This is a genomic window from Rhodopila sp., from assembly GCF_965276935.1.
In the GTDB taxonomy this organism is placed as follows: domain Bacteria; phylum Pseudomonadota; class Alphaproteobacteria; order Acetobacterales; family Acetobacteraceae; genus Rhodopila.
Map to the genome: position 1 here is coordinate 593,233 of NZ_CBDIBS010000001.1, position 17,923 is coordinate 611,155.

15 protein-coding genes and 1 pseudogene are annotated in these 17,923 nt (G+C 63.9%); 6 read left to right on the top strand and 10 right to left on the bottom strand.

Annotated features, from left to right (window positions below; all coding sequences use genetic code 11):
* Positions 1–20 precede the first annotated feature (20 nt).
* The gene (gene rpmA, locus ACQY4S_RS02685) at positions 21–290 is read right to left on the bottom strand and encodes a 50S ribosomal protein L27 (protein WP_428483651.1); all 270 of its coding nucleotides are present in this window, start codon (positions 288–290) and stop codon (positions 21–23) included.
* A 285-nt stretch (positions 291–575) separates the two neighbouring features.
* Positions 576–884, bottom strand: a pseudogene (gene rplU / locus ACQY4S_RS02690) (50S ribosomal protein L21); the annotation flags it as partial.
* Positions 885–1,127: 243 nt separating this feature from the next.
* Between rplU and ACQY4S_RS02695 the strand changes: the two are divergent.
* Entirely contained in the window at positions 1,128–2,372 is a 1,245-nt protein-coding gene (locus ACQY4S_RS02695) for an LLM class flavin-dependent oxidoreductase (RefSeq protein WP_428483652.1), read from the top strand.
* 335 nt (positions 2,373–2,707) lie between these two features.
* Here ACQY4S_RS02695 and ACQY4S_RS02700 read toward each other — a convergent pair whose 3' ends face one another.
* From ACQY4S_RS02700 to ACQY4S_RS02730, 7 genes are all read right to left on the bottom strand, one after another.
* Positions 2,708–3,097: a GFA family protein gene (locus tag ACQY4S_RS02700; RefSeq protein ID WP_428483653.1), complete on the bottom strand. Its 390-nt coding sequence runs from the start codon at positions 3,095–3,097 to the stop codon at positions 2,708–2,710.
* 123 nt (positions 3,098–3,220) lie between these two features.
* Complete coding sequence (locus ACQY4S_RS02705) at positions 3,221–5,281, bottom strand: dipeptide ABC transporter ATP-binding protein (RefSeq protein ID WP_428483654.1); 2,061 nt, start codon at positions 5,279–5,281, stop codon at positions 3,221–3,223.
* Entirely contained in the window at positions 5,278–6,138 is an 861-nt protein-coding gene (locus ACQY4S_RS02710) for an ABC transporter permease (RefSeq protein WP_428483655.1), read from the bottom strand. The genes ACQY4S_RS02705 and ACQY4S_RS02710 overlap by 4 nt, the downstream gene beginning before the upstream one ends.
* On the bottom strand, positions 6,131–7,087 hold the full coding sequence (locus ACQY4S_RS02715; protein ID WP_428483656.1) for an ABC transporter permease: 957 nt from the start codon (positions 7,085–7,087) through the stop codon (positions 6,131–6,133). Before ACQY4S_RS02715 ends, ACQY4S_RS02710 begins: the two co-directional genes overlap by 8 nt.
* An 18-nt stretch (positions 7,088–7,105) precedes the next feature.
* On the bottom strand, positions 7,106–8,641 hold the full coding sequence (locus ACQY4S_RS02720; RefSeq protein WP_428483657.1) for an ABC transporter substrate-binding protein: 1,536 nt from the start codon (positions 8,639–8,641) through the stop codon (positions 7,106–7,108).
* Between the two features lie 99 nt (positions 8,642–8,740).
* The gene (locus ACQY4S_RS02725) at positions 8,741–9,061 is read right to left on the bottom strand and encodes a hypothetical protein (RefSeq protein WP_428483658.1); all 321 of its coding nucleotides are present in this window, start codon (positions 9,059–9,061) and stop codon (positions 8,741–8,743) included.
* 168 nt (positions 9,062–9,229) lie between these two features.
* A complete protein-coding gene (locus ACQY4S_RS02730; RefSeq protein WP_428483659.1) occupies positions 9,230–10,363 on the bottom strand; it encodes an ISAs1 family transposase in 1,134 nt (377 codons plus the stop codon).
* A 143-nt stretch (positions 10,364–10,506) separates the two neighbouring features.
* On the opposite strand from ACQY4S_RS02730, the gene ACQY4S_RS02735 reads away from it, so the two are divergent.
* From ACQY4S_RS02735 to ACQY4S_RS02755, 5 genes are read left to right on the top strand one after another with little or no spacing between them, the layout of a single operon-like run.
* The gene (locus ACQY4S_RS02735) at positions 10,507–12,108 is read left to right on the top strand and encodes an ABC transporter substrate-binding protein (protein ID WP_428483660.1); all 1,602 of its coding nucleotides are present in this window, start codon (positions 10,507–10,509) and stop codon (positions 12,106–12,108) included.
* A gap of 18 nt (positions 12,109–12,126) precedes the next feature.
* Entirely contained in the window at positions 12,127–13,113 is a 987-nt protein-coding gene (locus ACQY4S_RS02740) for an ABC transporter permease (RefSeq protein ID WP_428483661.1), read from the top strand.
* Positions 13,106–14,056 (top strand): ABC transporter permease, encoded by a 951-nt coding sequence (locus ACQY4S_RS02745; RefSeq protein WP_428483662.1) that lies wholly within the window; start codon positions 13,106–13,108, stop codon positions 14,054–14,056. The genes ACQY4S_RS02740 and ACQY4S_RS02745 overlap by 8 nt, the downstream gene beginning before the upstream one ends.
* A 1-nt stretch (position 14,057) precedes the next feature.
* Positions 14,058–15,056, top strand: coding sequence for an ABC transporter ATP-binding protein (locus tag ACQY4S_RS02750; protein WP_428483663.1), 999 nt, complete (start codon positions 14,058–14,060; stop codon positions 15,054–15,056).
* Positions 15,049–16,053: an ABC transporter ATP-binding protein gene (locus ACQY4S_RS02755; RefSeq protein WP_428483664.1), complete on the top strand. Its 1,005-nt coding sequence runs from the start codon at positions 15,049–15,051 to the stop codon at positions 16,051–16,053. Before ACQY4S_RS02750 ends, ACQY4S_RS02755 begins: the two co-directional genes overlap by 8 nt.
* A 246-nt stretch (positions 16,054–16,299) precedes the next feature.
* On the opposite strand, the gene serA is transcribed toward ACQY4S_RS02755, so the two are convergent.
* Entirely contained in the window at positions 16,300–17,886 is a 1,587-nt protein-coding gene (gene serA / locus ACQY4S_RS02760; protein ID WP_428483665.1) for a phosphoglycerate dehydrogenase, read from the bottom strand.
* Between the last annotated feature and the right edge of the window lie 37 nt (positions 17,887–17,923).

Sequence of the window (17,923 nt, forward strand, 5' to 3'; positions counted from 1 at the left end):
CAGCCATATCGGGTCCGGCGCTACTCCGCGGCGAGCGCCAGCGGCTCCACCGATATATGCACCTTACCCTCGGACTTCCGGGTAAACTTCACCTTGCCGTCAACCAGGGCGAAGATCGTGTGGTCGCGGCCCAGGCCGACATTGCTGCCGGGGTACCACTTGGTGCCGCGCTGGCGGACCAGGATGTTGCCGGCGATGACCTTCTCGCCGCCGAACTTCTTGATGCCGAGGCGCCGGCCCTCGGTATCGCGGCCGTTGCGAGACGAGCCGCCTGCCTTCTTGTGTGCCATGACAGATTACTCCTGCACTTCGCCCAGGTTGGTTTCGGCGGGATCGGTTTCAACAGCGTCCGGCGCTTCAGCCGAAACGATGACCGGAGTCGCGGCCACATCGAGGGCGGCGGCGGGATTGGTTTCAACCGGATCGGCTTGCACACTCCGGGTTTCGACAGCACCCGGCGCTTCCGCGGAAACGATGATCGGGGTCGCGGCAACGTCGAGATCGACGGGCGCGACCTCATCGCCCACCCGCGGCTGCGCCTTCGCGGTTGCGGGCGCCGCATAGGTCTGGCCGTTCGCATTGATGCCCGCGATGCGCAGCACCGTGACGTGCTGACGATGACCGTTGCGGCGGCGGCTGTTCTGCCGGCGGCGCTTCTTGAAGATGATGACCTTGTCCAGGCGGTCCTGCGCGATCACCGTCGCGGTGACGGACGCATCGGCAACCATCGGCGAACCCAGCGTCAAGGAGCCCTCGACCCCCACGGCCAGCACATCGTTGAACGTAACCGTGCCGCCGGCCTCGGCGTCCAGCTTTTCGACCTTCAGCACGGCGTTCGGAGAAACGCGATACTGTTTTCCGCCGGTGCGGATGACAGCAAACATGGAATTGACTTTCAGAACCGCAAAGTAAACAAGCCCGGGAGAGAAAGCGCCTGGGCAACAAGAAACGCGCGTTATAGTCGTCCGCAACCCGATGTCAACGCCTGAAATACGTTCCAGGTCAACCGGTTGCCGATGTCACCCTGGGGTGCCGGCGCACCCGCTTGCCGATCCGCCGCCGCCGTTGTCCAATCGGCTTCCCGATCCGTCTCGTCCATCCAGCCTGACCTTGCAGGAGACCCCTTGATGCCGCGTTTGAATTTCGGTGCCTTTCTCGCCCCGCATCACCCGATCGGCGAGCACCCAATGCTGCAGTTCCGTCGCGACCTCGACCTGGTGCAGCACCTCGACAAGCTCGGCTACGACGAATTCTGGTGCGGCGAGCACCATTCCAGCGGCTGGGAGATGATCGCCTCGCCGGAGATGTTCCTGGCCGCGGCGGGGGAGCGGACCAAGCGCATCAAGCTCGCCACCGGGGTCGTGTCCCTGCCCTACCATCACCCGTTCCACGTCGCGCAGCGCATCGTGCAGTTGGACTACATGACCGGCGGGCGGGTGATCTTCGGCTCCGGCCCTGGCGCGCTGGCGTCGGACGCGCATACCCTGGGTGTCGATCCGATGCTGCTGCGCGACCGCCAGGATGAGGCGATCGGCATCATCCGGCGGCTGTTCAACGGCGAGCGCGTCACCGCCCGGAGCGACTGGTTCACCCTGCAGGACGCCGCCCTGCAACTGCTACCGTTGCAGGAAGACATGCCCTTCGCCGTCGCCTCGCAGATCAGCCCGTCCGGCATGACATTGGCGGGCAAGCACGGCATCGGCATCATCTCGATTGGCTCGATGTCGAGCGAAGGATTGAATGCCCTGCCGACACAATGGGGTTTCGCCGAGGACAGCGCGGTGAAGCACGGCAAGACGGTGGACCGCGCGAACTGGCGCGTGCTGCTGAGCTGGCACATCGCGGAGACGCGGGAAAAGGCCCGTGCCGAAGCCCGCGATGGGCTTATGCGACACCATAACGAATATGTCGCCGCGACCCTGCAACGCCCCGGCGCCCGGCCGTTCAAGACGCCCGACGAGGCGGTCGACAAGACCGCGTTCTCGGATGGCGCCGCGGCTACGATCGGCACGCCCGACGACCTGGTGCGGACGATCAAGTCCGTGCTGGACATCAGCGGCGGCTTCGGCACCGTCGTCGGCTTCGTGCACGACTGGGCCAATCCGGAAAATACCATGCGAAGCTGGGACATGGTGGCGCGCTACGTGGTGCCGGAGATCAACGGCTACCTGGCCGGGTTGCGGAAATCGCAGGACTTCGTGCGCAACAACCGCGAATACTTCGACCGCGCCCGCGACGCCGTGATGTCGAAGATCAACGCGAACGAGACGGCCGCCGCCGCGCTCGCGGTGACAAAGTCGCCGATGCTGAGCGCGTCGGGCAGCAACGTGCCCGATCTCGACAAGGCGCGCGGTCGGACGGCGGCGGAATGAGCGGGCGGACGCCGCGTGAAACTTGATCGGTATCCACGTCTCCGCCAGCAACAGTCCAGCAACAGTAATGGACTCGCGATCGGTGCCATGCATCATTTGGTAGGCATTTGAGCAGTGGCTATCCAAGGTCCGGTTTTGGGTCAGTCTCAAGAGTTGCAGGTGTCCTGATCACCCTCCTTGGAAGAAGGCTGCGACCTCAAAAGGCATTCATAGCGAGCGTGCTCCAGGCATGGTAATCCGCCGCCGAACGAAGCTTGAGATTTTCCCTATGAGCAATCGCATGGAGGGGCTAGCCGCATGCCGATCGGCCGCATGGCAACTGTCTATGTTGCGTTCTAGCTTCCCGATCCGGCCTCACGGGCCTGCATCGCCGCCTCCCAGTTCTGCCCATCAAACGACTGCGAGGGATGCAACATGGTCTGATTGATGCCTTCCAGGCAGCGCGCATTCACGCTGACCTTATCGGGCTCGGAACGGGGCGTATAGAAAGCATGGATGCCGCAGTGGCGGCAGAAGGTATGCTTCGCGATGCCGGTGCCGAACTGGTAAGTGGTCATCGCATCGTCGCCTTGCAGCAGCTCGAAACGGTCGAGCGGCACGATCAGGTGCAGGATGCCCTTTTTGGTGCAGATGGAGCAGTTGCACACGGAGACCTGCGTCAGGTCGGCCTGCACGCGGATGCGGACCTGGCCGCAGTGGCAACCGCCTTCGTAGGTTTGCAGCATCGTTGTCGCCTCCGGGATGTTTTGCAATGGACGCCCGATGATCGCGTGGTTGGGGCAGGAAGTCATCTCCGTCGGAGTGTCGCCGCGCCGGGGCATCCAGGACAGACAACCGGCCTGGGCTTTTCAGGGCGCCACGCCGTGCGCCAGCTCGGCGACAGGCCTGGCAATACCGAAACTTTCAAAGTGACAGGCGAACTGGTGGGAGCTGCTGACGACGCGAAGCTCGGGCGAGGTAACGCCGCACACGGATGGCAAACAATGCGGACACCGCGCAGCGAACACGCAGCCCCCGATGGCGATCGCGGCAGTCTCGCCGGTGCCGCGGTCATCGGGTCCGTCGGCGACGGCATCGAGCAGCATGCGTGTGTAAGGATGACGCGGTGCTGCCAGCAGATCGGCTGGTGTTCCGGCTTCGCAGATGCGGCCACGATACATCACCGCCACCCGGTCGGACAATTGCGCCACCACGGCCAGGTCGTGCGATATGAACAGATAGGCGAGGCCAAACTGATCGCGCAGGTCGGCCAGCAGATTGACGATCGCCGCCTGCACCGAGACATCAAGGGCGGACACCGGCTCATCGCAGACGATGAAGCGAGGCTCGGTCGCCAGGGCCCGAGCGATGGCGACCCGTTGCCGCTCACCGCCGCTGAGTTGATGCGGGTAGCGCTGCCGATAGGATGCGGGCAGCCGCACCATCTCCAGCAGTTCCTCGACGCGCTGGCGGCGTGCGCCGAGCTTGGCCAGGCCGAACAGGGCCAGCGGCCGTTCCAGTGCCTCGCCGACCGACAGGCGCGGATTGAGCGAGGAACCGACATTCTGAAAGACGATTTGTGCCTGCTTGCGGAACGCGCTGATTTGCGGTCCGGCCCACTGGCCGACATCGGCACCGTCGAATTCGACAGTGCCGTCGGTCCGCCGCAGCAGCCGTAGCACCAGGCGGCCCAGGGTGGATTTGCCGCAGCCGCTTTCGCCGACCAGACCCAGCACCTCGCCGGGTGAGATCGACAGCGACACGTCATCCACCGCGGTGACTTGCGTCGGCTGGAAGCGCAGCCTGGGCCTGGAGCCGGCGAACGACAGGCGCCAGGCGGCGAGGCCGCGCCGCGTGGCGAAGGTTTTGCGCAGCCGTGTCACATTGACCAACGCGTCGCCGCGGCGGAACGGCGGCTGGTCGATTGACTCGACCGCCAGGCGCGGCCAGTCGCCCAGCGCGTCGGCCTTCCAGCAGCGCGCCTGATGGCCGGTCGCGGCGATGACCAGTTGCTGTGGTTCGCCCGTGCAGCGGGCTTCGGCGAACGGGCAGCGTGGTGCGAACACGCAGCCGGAAGCGGGTCGTGGCGCGCTTGGCATCTGGCCCTGGATAGCAGGTAGCCGGCTGCCACGGGACGCCGCGGCCAGGGGTGGCCGAGACGCTAGCAGGCCTTTGCTGTAGGGATGCTCTGGATGCTCCAGCACGTCGCGCACGCTGCCCACCTCGACGAACTGGCTGGCGTACATCACCGCGACGCTGTCGCACAGGCGGCGGATGACGCCAAGATTGTGGCTGATGAACAGCAGGCTGACCTGCTTTTGCCGGCGCAACCGGGCGAGCAGGCGGAGGATCTGCGCCTCGACCGTGACATCCAGCGCAGTGGTCGGTTCGTCCAGGATCAGCAACGGCGGCTCGCAGGCCAGCGCGGCGGCGATCAGCGCGCGCTGCTTCATGCCGCCACTAAGCTGGTGTGGGAACGCGCGTGCCACGTCATCGGCTTGGTGGATGCCCATCTCGCGCAGCAGCGATACGGCGCGACGCATCGCCTCCGGCTGTCGCAGGCCGAGATGTTGCACCATCGGTTCGGCGATCTGCCGGCCGACGCGCAGTGCGGGGTTGAGCGCCGTGAATGGATCCTGGAACACCGCGCCGATGCGCCGCCCCAATACGCCGCGGCGCCGCACCGGCGTGAGCTGCGTGAGGTCGCGGCCCTCGAACAGGATCTCTCCCTCGGTGCGCGCGGCCGCGCCCAGCAGACCGAGGATGGCGCCGGCGATGCTGCTTTTGCCGGAGCCGGATTCACCGACGATGCCCAGCGCCTCGCCCGGTTGCAACTGAAACGATGCGTTGCGCACGGCGGCGCTGCCGTCGGTTCCGCCGCCGTAGCGCACGGTCAGGTCGCGGACCTGTAGCAGGGGTGGCGTATTCATCGCCGGCCACTCAGGCGCGGGTCCAGCACCTCCCGCAGTCCGTCACCCAGCAGGCTGATGCCGATCACGGTGATGCCCATGGCGATGCCGGGGGCGAGGGAAATCCATGGGGCCATGGTAACGAAGCCGCGGCCATTGCTGATCATCAAGCCCCAGTCGGCGGCGGGTGGCTGAACGCCGAAGCCGAGGAAGCTGAGCACCGTGCCGAGCAGGACGGCGAAGACGACGCGCAGGCTGGCCTCGACCATCAGGACGGGCCAGACATTGGGCAGCAGCTCCCGCCACAGCACGTACCACAGGCGCTCGCCGCGCGCGCGGGCGGCTTCCATGAATTCGCCGCTCATCAAATCGAGCGTGACGCTGCGGGTGACGCGCCCGATCGGCGGCGCTGACAGCACGCCGATGGCGAAGGCGGTTTTCATCAGGCTGGGCGAGGTGATCGCCAGAATAAGCAGCACCAGCAGGATGGGCGGAAACGCCATCATCACGTCGAGCACGCGCATGATCGCTTCATCGACCAGTCCGCGCCGATAGCCGGCGAGCAGTCCGAGCGGCACGCCGAAACCCATGCTGATGACCGTGGCGGTGACGCCCAGCAGCAGGGAAAGCTGCGAGCCGATCAGCAACCGGCTAAAGACATCCCGGCCGTATTCGTCGGTGCCGGCGAGGTAGCGCAGGCTGGGCGGGGAAAAGCGATCACGGATGTGCATCTGGTCGAACGGGTAGGGCGCGATGTATTGCGCCAGGGCGGCGGTGGCCAGCAGCACCAGCACGATGGCGCCACCGATCAGCAAGGCGCCGGGCAGCCGACGCGCCGAAATTGTGGTCAACGCCGCGACAGGCACTGCGTCAGTCAACCGCGCCACCGTAGCGAATACGTGGATTGGCCACGCCATACAGCAGGTCGGCGGTCAGGTTGGCCAGGCAGTAGACCGCTGTCAGCACCAGGATCGCCGCCTGCATCAGCGGCAGGTCCTGGTGCTGCAAGGCGAAGATCAGCAGCCGGCCCAGCCCTGGGTAGGCGAAAACCGTTTCTACCGCAACTATGCCGCCGATCAGGAAGCCGAAATCCTGCGCCAGCACGGTAATGGTCGGCACCAAGGCGTTGCGCAGCGCGTGGCGGAAGATCACCAGCCGTTCCGGCAGCCCACGGGACCGCGCCACCCTGACGTACATGCTGTCCAGCGCCTCGGCCATGCTGGATCGCGTCAGCCGCGAGACGTGCGCCAGCAGTGTCAGCGTCAGGGTGACCACCGGCAGCACCAGAAAGGCGCTGAAGCGGGCCAGGCCGTCACTCAGGTTGCCGGAGCCCGAAGTCGGCAGCAAATGAAACGTGCCGCCGAAGACAAGGATCAGGACCAGGCCCCAGTAGAACTCAGGCACCGAGATGCCGAGGTAGGCGAACACGGAAACCGCGTGATCCGGCCAGCGGCCGCGCCAGACGGCTGCCACGACGCCCATGGTCACGCCGACCGTAGACACCACCGTCATGGCAAGCACCGCGAGCACGGCGGAGCGGTCGAACGCATCCCACAGAACCGGGGCGACCGGGCGCTCCATCACCATGGACTGACCCATGTCGCCGTGCAGCATCGCGTCGGCCCAATGCCAGTACTGCACTGGCAGCGGCAGGTCGAGGCCGAGCTTGTGCTCGAGCGCGGCCTGGGTTTCCGGCGTGGAATACTGACCGAGGATCAGCGCCGCGGTGTTCGACGGCAAGGCGTGCGTCGCCAGGAACACCAGCAGCGACATCGCCAGCAGGATGAACAGCACGGTGCCGAGGCGGCGCATTGCGTACCCGGCCATCGCGTCAACCGGCCCGCATCAGGCGCTGATTGTTACGTGGCTGACATCCGCCCACATCAGCGGCGAACTTTTGAAGCCCTGCACCTTCTTGCTGACGCCGCAGGCGAAATTCTTCACGAAGACCAGGCAGCCCGGCCCGTCCTTGGCGACGATCTCCTGAAACCGTCCATACAGCTTCGCCTGTTCGGCTTTGTCGGTGGTGGAGCGCGCGGTGTCCAGCAACTTGTCGACCTCGGCGTTCTTGTAGTGCCACAACGTGTTGTTCCACGATCCGCTGCTGTGGTACCAGGCATAGGTCATCAGGTCGGGGGTCGAGCGGCCGAAGAAGCCATCGATGTTGAAGGGCACTTTGCCTTCCATCTCGGCGAAGAACTTGTCCGGCGGCACGATGCGCAACGACACAGCGATACCGAGCTGTTTCGCGCTGTCGCGGAACGCGGTTGCCAGCCGCTCCGCGGTCGGATCGCTGCCGCCGAGATACATCTCGATCGGGAAACCCTTGCTCAATCCGGCCGCGGCCAGCAGCTTCTTCGCCCCCGCGACGTCCGGCGGTGTCAGCAGGTCCTTGCGGAAAAACGGATGGTTTGGCGGGATCGGGGTGACGGTCGGGATGCCGTAGCCGAACGTGGCGATGTCGGTCAGAGCCTGCCTGTCGACCAGCTTGATCAGGGCTTCGCGGACCCGCGGATCATCCGACGGCTTGAACTCGTTGTTGAAGATGATGCCGCCCCAGTGACCGGAGGTGACAGCATCGACGCGCGCGACGCTGCTGTTCTTCAACTGGTCCTGCTGTTCCGGCGGCAGATCATAGACGATCTCGACCGATCCGCTTTCCAGGCCCGCCACCGCCGTGGTGAATTCCGGGATGACGCGCAGGATGGCCCGGTCGATCTTGGGCACGCCGGGTAGGAAGTAGTCCGGATTCTTTTCCAGCACCAACTGATCGCCGGGTCGATACTCGACGAAGCGGAACGGGCCGGTGCCGATCGGTTTGGTGGTCAGCGTGGCCACGTGCGCCTCGCTGACGATCTGCGCCTGGTAGCCGGCGGCGACCGCGGGCATGTCCGCGTACGGGACCTTCATGGTGAATTTGACAGTCAGCGGATCGACGGCTTCGACCTTGCCGACGGCACCCAGCGACGCACGCAGTACCGAGCCGATCGCCGGGTCCAGCAGCCTGTTATAGGTAAACACCACATCGGCCGCGTCCAATGGTTTTCCGTCGTGGAATTTCACGCCTGGACGGAGATGAAAGATCCAGGTCTTGAGATCCTCGGTGGCCTCCCAGCTTGTCGCCAGGTCGGGCAGCACCTGGGTGATGTCATCCTGCGCCGTCAGCCGGCTGAACACGCCTCTGGCGTAGTTGTAGTCAAGGCCGCCGACACGCATCTTGGCCGGGTCAAGTGTCGCGGCAGCCGCGGGGTAGGCGACCCGGACCGTACTGCCTTCGGCGGCGGGTGCCGACGCCATCGTGGCGGCCAGGGCCGCGGCACTGCCGCCGGCTAGGGCGTCGCGGCGACTAAGAATTGGGCGGCGTGGCGATTCGTTGCGCATTATGAGGCCCCCTCGTTTTGTTGTTGTCGTATATTGCCGAGATCCGCAGCAACCTTTGTGCCACCGTTGCGGGACGCCTGGATTTCAAGCGACCACAGGTCAAGATTGCGGCGCATTAGCGCAGGGTTTGCTCTTGCCGACAGGCATGCGCGATTTTCCGGCAATTTTCAGACGGTGAAGTCCCCCATGCATGAATATGCGGCTACAGAAGCCCACATAATCATGTAATGCGCGTAATACAGGCACGTGTCCGGCGATCGCATCCGTCAGTCGATCATCGACCACGCCCTTCACCATCGCGTTCCACCGAGTGGACGCCGACATGGCTGAAGATGTTCCCGATGCAATCATCCTCGCCGAGTAGCGCTTCATCTGCCCAACCGCGCGGCAAGCACAGGCGTCAAATTCTAAGCTGCGCATGACCCGGCATCCGCCAGTCACCGCTGTTGGCATCCACTCAATGTGCTCGCCTCCACGGGGCGCACCGACGCACGGCATCAGGCCAAGCTTCCAGCGGCTTCACCGCTTACCCCTGGTTCAGAAACCGCCGTCCGTGAGCGCCGACTGCAGGGGAATCGCTTGAGTGTCTCATGCGATGCGCCGGATGACGTTTTCCAGATAATCCTGATTCCAGCCGGCCTTTTTACGGCGGTTCTTAAAGCTGGTGACGGGTTTCGCCTGGTTCAGTAAATTCATGGCAGTATGTTTCACGACCGCCATGTTGGCAGGGCCATGAGCGGTGCGCAGGCGCGCCAAATCGTCGTGGAATACCACATCCAGCACCCAGTGCAGCCGGTTCTCAATGCCCCAGTGGCTCCGCACGACCCTGGCGAGGGTCTCGGCACTGAGTTTGGTTGAGCACAGGTAGTATCGGGTTTCTGTCTGGATAACGCCGCCCCGCTCGGTTTCGCTTTCGATCATGCCGATGGCGGTCAGGCCAGGGAATGCAAATTCGCCCGGATGACGCCGCTCGGCGAACAGCCAGTTGATGTCGTGGCAGATCGTATGGCGGCGGGTTTCGATCCGGCCATGGTCGCCATCGACGGTCTCGAAGCTTTGCAGCGTCAGCGTTGGTGGTGGATCGGCAAAGACGGTTTCCACTTCGGCATAGGTCGCTGGCCAGTTCTCCTTCAAGGCCAGCACGTAATCGCCACCACCCTCGATGATCGTCTGGGCAATCTCCTTCTGCGTGCCCATGGCATCGATGGTCACCAACGCGCCGGCCAGTTCCAGACGACGCAGCAGCACAGGAATGGCGGTGATCTCATTGGATTTCGCCGACACCGCCTCTTGTCCAAGGACCAATCGCTGACGCGTCGCCCAGGCGGACACCGTATGCAGCGGCAGACGCCCTTTGCCGCGGGCATGGCTGCGACGCGAGGTCTTGCCATCGATCGCGATAATCTCGGGCGTGTCAGTCCGCAACCCGTCTACCCAGGTCAGGAAACATGTCTTGAACAGCTCAGGATCAATCGCCGCGATCACGTCGCACAATGTGTCGTGGCTCGGGATGCCGTGCTTGAACGGCAGAAAACGGCGGAGGAAGCCCTGGCGTTCGCTGCCCCACAGGCTGATTTCGACAAAGTCGTCCGCACCGGCGATGGTCCCGCAGAGCATCAGCAACAGGATTTCCGGTAGAGGATATAGCACCTTCGTCGCTTGGCGCGGGTCCCGGAGGGCCGCGAAGTGGGACAAGAAGCAGGGCTGGCTTGGCATGGACATAGAGACCTCCTGATGAGAGGCTTCCTATGAATCCGATTCTAGCCCGCACGGGAATCCCTCAACCACTCAAGCGATCGCCCTGGCGCCGACTGGCGCGGAAATTGCCTCAGCAACACCAACCGGGCTACAACGGGAGGCTCGCGATGATAAAACATCTTGGCCGGCTATGCCGTTTTGCCATCTTCGCGACGGCAATCCTTGTTTCGTTCGAAACTGGCGCCGAGAGCAAGACATTCCGCTGGTCTAACGACGGCGATGCCACGACAATGGACCCGCACGCCCGCAGCGACGGCTTCGTGACATCCTTCGATATGAACATGTACGAGCCGCTGCTGATCCGCGACCGGAATTTGAAGCTGGCGCCCGTCCTTGCCACCGAATGGGCGAACACCAACCCGACGACATGGCGCTTCAAGCTGCGTCACGGCGTGAAATTCCATGACGGAACGCCAATGACCGCCGACGACGTCATATTTTCCATGCAGCGTGCGATGGCGACCGGCGCGGATGTCGCGGCAATGCTGACGACCGTCAAACAGGTGGTGAAAATCGACGACTACACTGTCGATTTCCTGACCAACGGGCCGTCGCCGATCCTGCCAAATTACCTGGTCGGTGTCGCGATCATGAGCAAAGCCTGGTGCGAGGCGCATGACACGACACTGGCCGCCTCGCATGAAGACAAGGAAAACTATGCGACCCGCAACGAGAACGGCACCGGACCCTTCATCCTGAAGGACCGCCAGCCCGCCGTGCGCACCGTTCTGGTCAAGAACCCGAACTGGTGGGGCCTTCCGGAGCAGCCGATCGATATTGATGAGGTCGTCTTCACCCGCATCGCCAATGCGGCGACGCGGGCCGCCGCTTTGCTGTCGGGTGAGCTCGACATGGTCTACAACGTGCCGTTGCAGGACATCGATCGCATTCGCAACACGCCAGGAATGAAAATCTGGCAGACGCCAGAGCTGCGAACGATCTTTCTGGGGATGGACCAGTCGCGCCCCGAGCTGCTCGAATCCAATGTCAAAGGCAGGAACCCGTTCAAGGACAAGCGCGTCCGCCAGGCGTTTTACCAGGCCATCGACGAGGACGCGATAACCAGCAAGGTCATGCGCGGCTTCGCCCGGCCGACGGCGCTGATGGTCGGGCCTGGCGTCAACGGCTTTGATCCGGCGCTCGACAAACGCTTCCCTTATGATCCGGCCGCGGCCAAGAAACTGCTCGCCGAGGCCGGCTTTCCCGCTGGGTTCGAAGTCGGCTTCGATTGCCCGAATGATCGCTATGTCAATGACCAGGCGATCTGCCAGGCGATCGTCTTCATGCTTGCCCGGGTCGGCATCAAAGCCGACCTGCTCGCCCAGACCAAGGCCAAATACTTCGGCAAGATCAACGCCCCGAACTACGACACCAGCTTTTACCTGCTAGGCTGGACGCCGACACCGCTGGACGCGTTGAACATGCTGAGCGAACTCTGCGCCACGCGGTCCGGCGACGCCCGCGAGGGGATCTACAACAATGAAGGCTATTCGAACCCGGCTCTGGATGTGCTGATCAAGCAGATCGAAGTGGAACTCGATGGCGAAAAGCGCAACGATGAAATCAGTCAGGCATTGCGCATCGTCAAGGACGACTTCGCCTACATTCCGCTGCATCAGCAGATCGTCGTCTGGGCCACGCGTGCCAACGTCGATCTGGCGGTGCTCGGCAATGATGACTTTCAGTGGCGCTACGTGAAAATGAAATAGCCAAATCGGCGGGTCCTGATGCTGGTTTTTCTGGTACGGCGCTTCTATCAAGCGGTTCTGGTGATGCTCGCGGTCGCATTGATCGCCTTCGCACTATTCAATTACGTTGGCGATCCAATCAGCGGCATGGTCAGTCAGGATGCCAGCCTCGCCGCCAGGGAGCAGATGCGGCAGGAACTCGGGCTCAACGACAGCGTGTTCGTGCAATTCACCCGCTTCATCGGTCGCGCCGTACAAGGCGAGTTTGGCCTTTCATACCAGCAGCAGCGGCCGGTCGCGCAGATGATCATGGAAACCATGCCGGCGACACTGGAACTCAGTTTCGTTTCCGCGGCGCTGGCAATCGCCTTCGGTGTGCCCCTTGGAATCTACACCGGATTGCATCCCGCATCGTGGCTGTCGCAGGCTCTGCTGAGCCTGTCGCTCATCGGGGTTTCGTTGCCAACCTTTCTGATCGGCATCCTGATGATCCTGGTGTTCTCGGTGGATCTGCACTGGCTGCCGTCGTTCGGCCGCGGCACCGTCGTGCATTTCGGCTGGTGGAGCTCCGGCCTGTTCACCGTCGACGGCTGGCGCGCCATTCTGATGCCCGCGATGAACCTCGCACTGTTTCAGATGACACTGATCATGCGCCTGGTCCGCTCCGAGATGATCGAGGTCTTGCGCACCGACTACATAAGGTTCGCGCGATCCCGCGGGTTGAGCAGCCGAGCGGTGAATTTTGGCCATGCGTTGAAGAACACGCTGGTGCCGGTGATCACCGTCGCTGGCTTGCAGCTCGGCTCGATCATCGCCTTCGCGATCATCACCGAGACCGTCTTCCAGTGGCCAGGGATGGGCCTGATGTTCATCCAGGCCGTCAGCTTCGTCGATATTCCGGTCATGGCTGCCTACCTGATGCTGGTCGGCGGCTTCTTTGTCGTCATCAATCTTGTTGTCGACCTGCTGTACCACGTCATCGACCCGCGGCTGCGGATTGATCGCGAGCGCATGGCGCATGGCTGATCTGGTATCAACCGCCGCCAGGGCAGGGTCGCGTTCGATCCTGCGTCGCGTGTTCGCTAGCGACCTGTGGTGGAGCTTCCGCCGGTCCCCGGTGGCCATGGGCGCCGCGGCCGTGGCGATTATCTTGATCGCCGGATCGCTGTTGGCGCCCTGGATCGCGCCGCATGATCCGTTCGACCTCGCGTCGCTCAATCTGCTCGATGCCACCACGCCGCCAGCCTGGCTCACCGGCGGCACCTGGCAGTATCCGCTCGGCACGGATGATCAGGGCCGCGACGTCCTCTCGGCCATTCTCTATGGCTCGCGTCTGTCATTGGCGGTCGGCTTCGCGGCCGTGGTGGTCGCCATGCTGGTCGGGGTCTCGCTCGGCCTGATTGCCGGGTGGACCGGCGGCATCGCCGACACGGTTATCATGCGCGTCGCTGATGTTCAGCTCAGCTTTCCGGCAATCCTGATCGCGCTGCTGATCGACGGCGTCGCCCGCGGCCTGGTGCCGCGCGATGCACAGGCCGAGATTGCGTCCTTTGTCGTCATCGCGGCGATCGCATTGTCGTCCTGGGTCCAGTACGCACGCACCGTGCGCGCATCGACGATGGTCGAGCGGGACAAGGAATACGTCCAGGCGGCGCGCATGATCGGCGTTCACCCGGCGAAGATCCTGGCCGGTCATCTGCTGCCGAATGTCGTCGGTCCGGTGCTCGTCGTCGCCACCATCAATCTGGCGCTCGCCATACTGACCGAAGCAACATTGTCATTTCTTGGCGTCGGCCTGCCACCAACGCAGCCGTCACTCGGCACCCTGATCCGCAATGGAAATGATTTTCTGCTGTCCGGCGATTGGTGGATTTCGATTTTCCCCGGCGTCGCCCTGGCGGCGTTGATCCTGTCGGTCAATCTGCTGGGTGACTGGCTGCGCGACGCCCTCAATCCGAAGTTGCGATGACATGACACGGACGCTGTTGCAGGCCGAAAATCTGCGGGTGGAGCTGTCGGGCCGGCGCGGCACGCTGCGCGCCATCGACGATATCAGCTTTACCATCGAGCCAGGCGAGGTGCTTGGCGTCGTCGGCGAGTCAGGCGCCGGCAAATCCCTGACCGGCGCCGCGATCATTGGGCTGCTGGAACCACCGATGCGCATGACCGGCGGCCAGATCCGGCTGGCCGGCAAGCGGATCGACAACTTGCCCAATGAGGCGATGCGCCGGATCCGCGGCAAGGAGATCAGCACGATTTTTCAGGACCCGCTGACTAGTCTGAACCCGCTTTACGCGATCGGCCGTCAGCTTGTCGAAACCATCCGCACGCATCTCGACCTGTCAGCCGGCGCGGCTCGGGACCGCGCCTTGTCGCTGGTGCATGAGGTCGGCATTGCCGGCGCCGGTGAACGTTTTGACCATTACCCGCATCAATTTTCCGGCGGGATGCGCCAACGCATTGTCATCGCGCTGGCAATCGCGGCCAACCCCCGGCTGATCATCGCCGATGAGCCGACAACAGCGCTGGATGTATCCATTCAGGCGCAGATCATCGCGCTGTTGAAGCGCCTGAGCCGCGATCATGGCACGGCGATCATGCTGATCACCCACGACATGGGGATCATTGCGGAAACCGCGCATCGCGTCGCCGTGATGTATGCCGGCCGGATCGTCGAGATTGGCGCGGTGCGCCAGATCGTCACCAATCCGCGACATCCTTACACGCGCGGCCTGATGGGCTCGATCCCGCGCATAGGCGGCGCACGCCACCGGTTGCGCCAGATCGAGGGATCAATGCCGCGGCTGAATGCAATTCCACCGGGCTGCCCATTCAGCCCGCGTTGTCCCGAGGCATTCGACGCATGCCGCCGTGGTCGGCCAGATCTGCTGCCGGCCAACGGGACCGACGCGGCGTGCTGGCTTTACCATATGGCGCCCGCCCTGGCGGAGGCTGTCGCGGATGGCTGACGCCGATAGCCTGCTGCGCGTCGAGGACTTGCATCACCACTTCGACGTTTCGCGACCGGCCCTGGAGCGCCTGTTGCAGGGCCGCGAGCGCGCCGTGTTGAAGGCGGTCGATGGCATCAGTTTCGCCATCCGACAAGGCGAAACCTTTGCCCTGGTCGGTGAATCAGGATGCGGCAAGTCGACCATCGCGCGCCTTGTGGTCGGGCTTCATCGTCCCACTTCGGGCCGGATTGTCTTCGGTGGACAGGACTTCGCCCGGTTGAACGGCCGCAAGGCGACGGCACCGCTGCGCCGCCGCATGCAGATGATCTTCCAGGACTCCTATGCCAGCCTCAACGCCCGTTGGCGGGTCAGGCGGATCGTCGCGGAACCGCTGCGCACGCACGGGCTTGCCGCGAGCCAGGCGGACCTGCGCGACCGCGTCGACGCGTTACTGCTTCAGGTGCGCCTGTCGCCGGCCGATGGGGAGAAGTTCCCGCACGAATTTTCCGGTGGGCAACGCCAGCGTATTTCGATCGCCCGCGCGCTTGCTTCCAACCCGCAATTCCTCGCCTGTGACGAGCCAACATCCGCGCTTGACGTGTCGGTTCAGGCGCAAATCCTGAACCTGATGAAGGACCTGCAGCGCCAGTTCAGCCTGACGTACCTGTTCATCTCGCACAATCTCGCCGTCGTTTATCAGGTGGCGGACCGTGTCGGGGTGATGTACCTGGGCCGCCTTGTCGAGGTTGCCACCGCGGATCGACTGTTTGCCGCACCTTGCCATCCCTACACACGATTGCTGCTCGATACGATCCCGCGCGTCGAGATGACCAGTCGAGAGCGTGAACCGGTGGCGGGCGAGGTGCCGAATCCGATCAGGCCGCCGCCCGGCTGCGGCTTTCATCCGCGTTGTCCGTTCGCCAACAACCGCTGCCGTCACGAGAGGCCGGAACTGCTCGACGTCGGCGGTGCGCTTGTCGCCTGCCACGCCGCCGAGGAGGGCCGTCTGGCCTGACGGGGCTGTCAGGTTGTCACTGTCCGGAAGCGGGCTTCATTCCAAAGCTGCCGTTAATCGCGATTGATCTGAGAGAACGAGCAACTAGCCTTCAGGCGGCGACTGCGAACAGCGCAGCGCAGCGCAGCCTGCCAGCGTTCGTCGGGCAGTCCAGAAGCTGCCAAAGGCGAGCCCAGGACAGGTCAGCCATTACGCCACGATCACGAAGCATGAGATCCAGATTGCGGTAGCTGATCGGGACCATGTTTAAAACGCCAGCGGCGTCGCCTGCACGACCAACGGCAAGGTGCGCACCATCTCCAGCACGGCGTCGGGCACGTCCTCGTCCAGCGACACCAGACAGATGGCGTCGCCACCTTGTCCGGATCGTCCCAGGTGAAAGGTGGCGATGTTCAGCCCGGCACCGGCCAAGGTCGCTCCAAAGCGGCCGATGAAACCTGGCTTGTCCTGATTGGTGACGTACAGCATGTGCGGGGCGAAATCGGCCTCGACCTTGATGCCCTTGATCTCGACGATGCGTGGGCGTGAGCCGGCGAAGAGCGTGCCGGCGACGCTGCGTGTCAAGCTATCGGTTTCCACCGTCACGCGGACCAGGGTCAGGTATTCGGTGGGGCGGTCGTGCACGGTCTCAGCCACATCGATGCCGTGATCGCGCACCGCGACGGCAGCATTGACCATGTTGACGCCCACCATCAGCGGCGACATCAGGCCGGCCAGCATCGCCGCCGTCAGCGGCCTGTGGTTCAGCGCGGCGGCCTGACCCTCGTACTCGATGGAGACCTTCCGCAGCATCCCCTCGCGCGCCTGCGTCAACTGGCCGGCGAAGGCACCCAGCAGGCGGCAGAGTTCCAGATAGGGCTTCAGCCGCGGTGCGTCCTCGGCGGAGACGGAGGCCATGTTGATGGCGTTGGCGACGGCGCCGGTTAGCAGGAAATCACTCATCTGTTCAGCCACCTGCAGCGCGACGTTCTCCTGCGCCTCGGCCGTGGCGGCGCCGAGGTGGGGGGTGCAGACGACGTTCTCCAGTCCAAACAAGGGCGAGTCGGTGGCGGGCTCGGTCTCGAACACGTCCAAGGCGGCGCCGGCAACGTGGCCGGATCGGATGGCGTCGGCCAAAGCGGCTTCGTCAAGCAGCCCACCGCGCGCGCAGTTGATGATGCGCACGCCGCGTTTCGTACGGGCTAGGGCTTCGCGGGACAGGATGTTGCGTGTCGCATCAGTCAGCGGCGTGTGCAGCGTGATGAAGTCCGCACGCGCGAACACCGTCTCCAGCTCGGCCTTCTCGACGCCCAGTTCCAGCGCTCGCTTTTCCGACAGATAGGGATCGTAGGCCAGCACGCGCATCTTCAGGCCGACGGCGCGGTCGGCGACGATCGAGCCGATGTTGCCGCAGCCGATCAGCCCAAGCGTCTTGGCGGTCAGCTCGACGCCCATGAAACGATTCTTCTCCCACTTGCCCGCCTTGGTGGAGGTGGAGGCTTCGGGAAGCTGGCGAGCCAGTGCGAACATCATGGCGATAGCGTGTTCGGCGGTGGTGATGGTGTTGCCGAGCGGGGTGTTCATCACCACCACGCCGCGCGCGGTGGCGGAGCGGATGTCGACGTTGTCCACGCCGATGCCGGCACGTCCGACCACCTTCAGGTTGCTGGCGACGTCCAGCAGTTCCTTCGTCACCTTGGTGGCGGAGCGGATTGCCAGGCCGTCATAGCCGCCGATGATGCCGCGCAACTCGGCCGGCGACAGGCCGGGTTTCAGATCAACCTCGATGCCCCGGTTGCGAAAGATTTCAACCGCGGCGGGCGACAGCTTGTCACTGATCAGAACTTTGGGCATGGGATGTCCTTAAGGGTACAGGAGCCAACCGGGCTGT

Coding starts and splice junctions, on each gene's coding strand:
- rpmA (WP_428483651.1), bottom strand. CDS start 290: ATGGCACACAAGAAGGCAGGCGGCTCGTCTCGCAACGGCCGCGATACC.
- ACQY4S_RS02695 (WP_428483652.1), top strand. CDS start 1,128: ATGCCGCGTTTGAATTTCGGTGCCTTTCTCGCCCCGCATCACCCGATC.
- ACQY4S_RS02700 (WP_428483653.1), bottom strand. CDS start 3,097: ATGCTGCAAACCTACGAAGGCGGTTGCCACTGCGGCCAGGTCCGCATC.
- ACQY4S_RS02705 (WP_428483654.1), bottom strand. CDS start 5,281: ATGAATACGCCACCCCTGCTACAGGTCCGCGACCTGACCGTGCGCTAC.
- ACQY4S_RS02715 (WP_428483656.1), bottom strand. CDS start 7,087: ATGGCCGGGTACGCAATGCGCCGCCTCGGCACCGTGCTGTTCATCCTG.
- ACQY4S_RS02720 (WP_428483657.1), bottom strand. CDS start 8,641: ATGCGCAACGAATCGCCACGCCGCCCAATTCTTAGTCGCCGCGACGCC.
- ACQY4S_RS02725 (WP_428483658.1), bottom strand. CDS start 9,061: ATGCGCAGCTTAGAATTTGACGCCTGTGCTTGCCGCGCGGTTGGGCAG.
- ACQY4S_RS02730 (WP_428483659.1), bottom strand. CDS start 10,363: ATGTCCATGCCAAGCCAGCCCTGCTTCTTGTCCCACTTCGCGGCCCTC.
- ACQY4S_RS02735 (WP_428483660.1), top strand. CDS start 10,507: ATGATAAAACATCTTGGCCGGCTATGCCGTTTTGCCATCTTCGCGACG.
- ACQY4S_RS02740 (WP_428483661.1), top strand. CDS start 12,127: ATGCTGGTTTTTCTGGTACGGCGCTTCTATCAAGCGGTTCTGGTGATG.
- ACQY4S_RS02745 (WP_428483662.1), top strand. CDS start 13,106: ATGGCTGATCTGGTATCAACCGCCGCCAGGGCAGGGTCGCGTTCGATC.
- ACQY4S_RS02750 (WP_428483663.1), top strand. CDS start 14,058: ATGACACGGACGCTGTTGCAGGCCGAAAATCTGCGGGTGGAGCTGTCG.
- ACQY4S_RS02755 (WP_428483664.1), top strand. CDS start 15,049: ATGGCTGACGCCGATAGCCTGCTGCGCGTCGAGGACTTGCATCACCAC.
- serA (WP_428483665.1), bottom strand. CDS start 17,886: ATGCCCAAAGTTCTGATCAGTGACAAGCTGTCGCCCGCCGCGGTTGAA.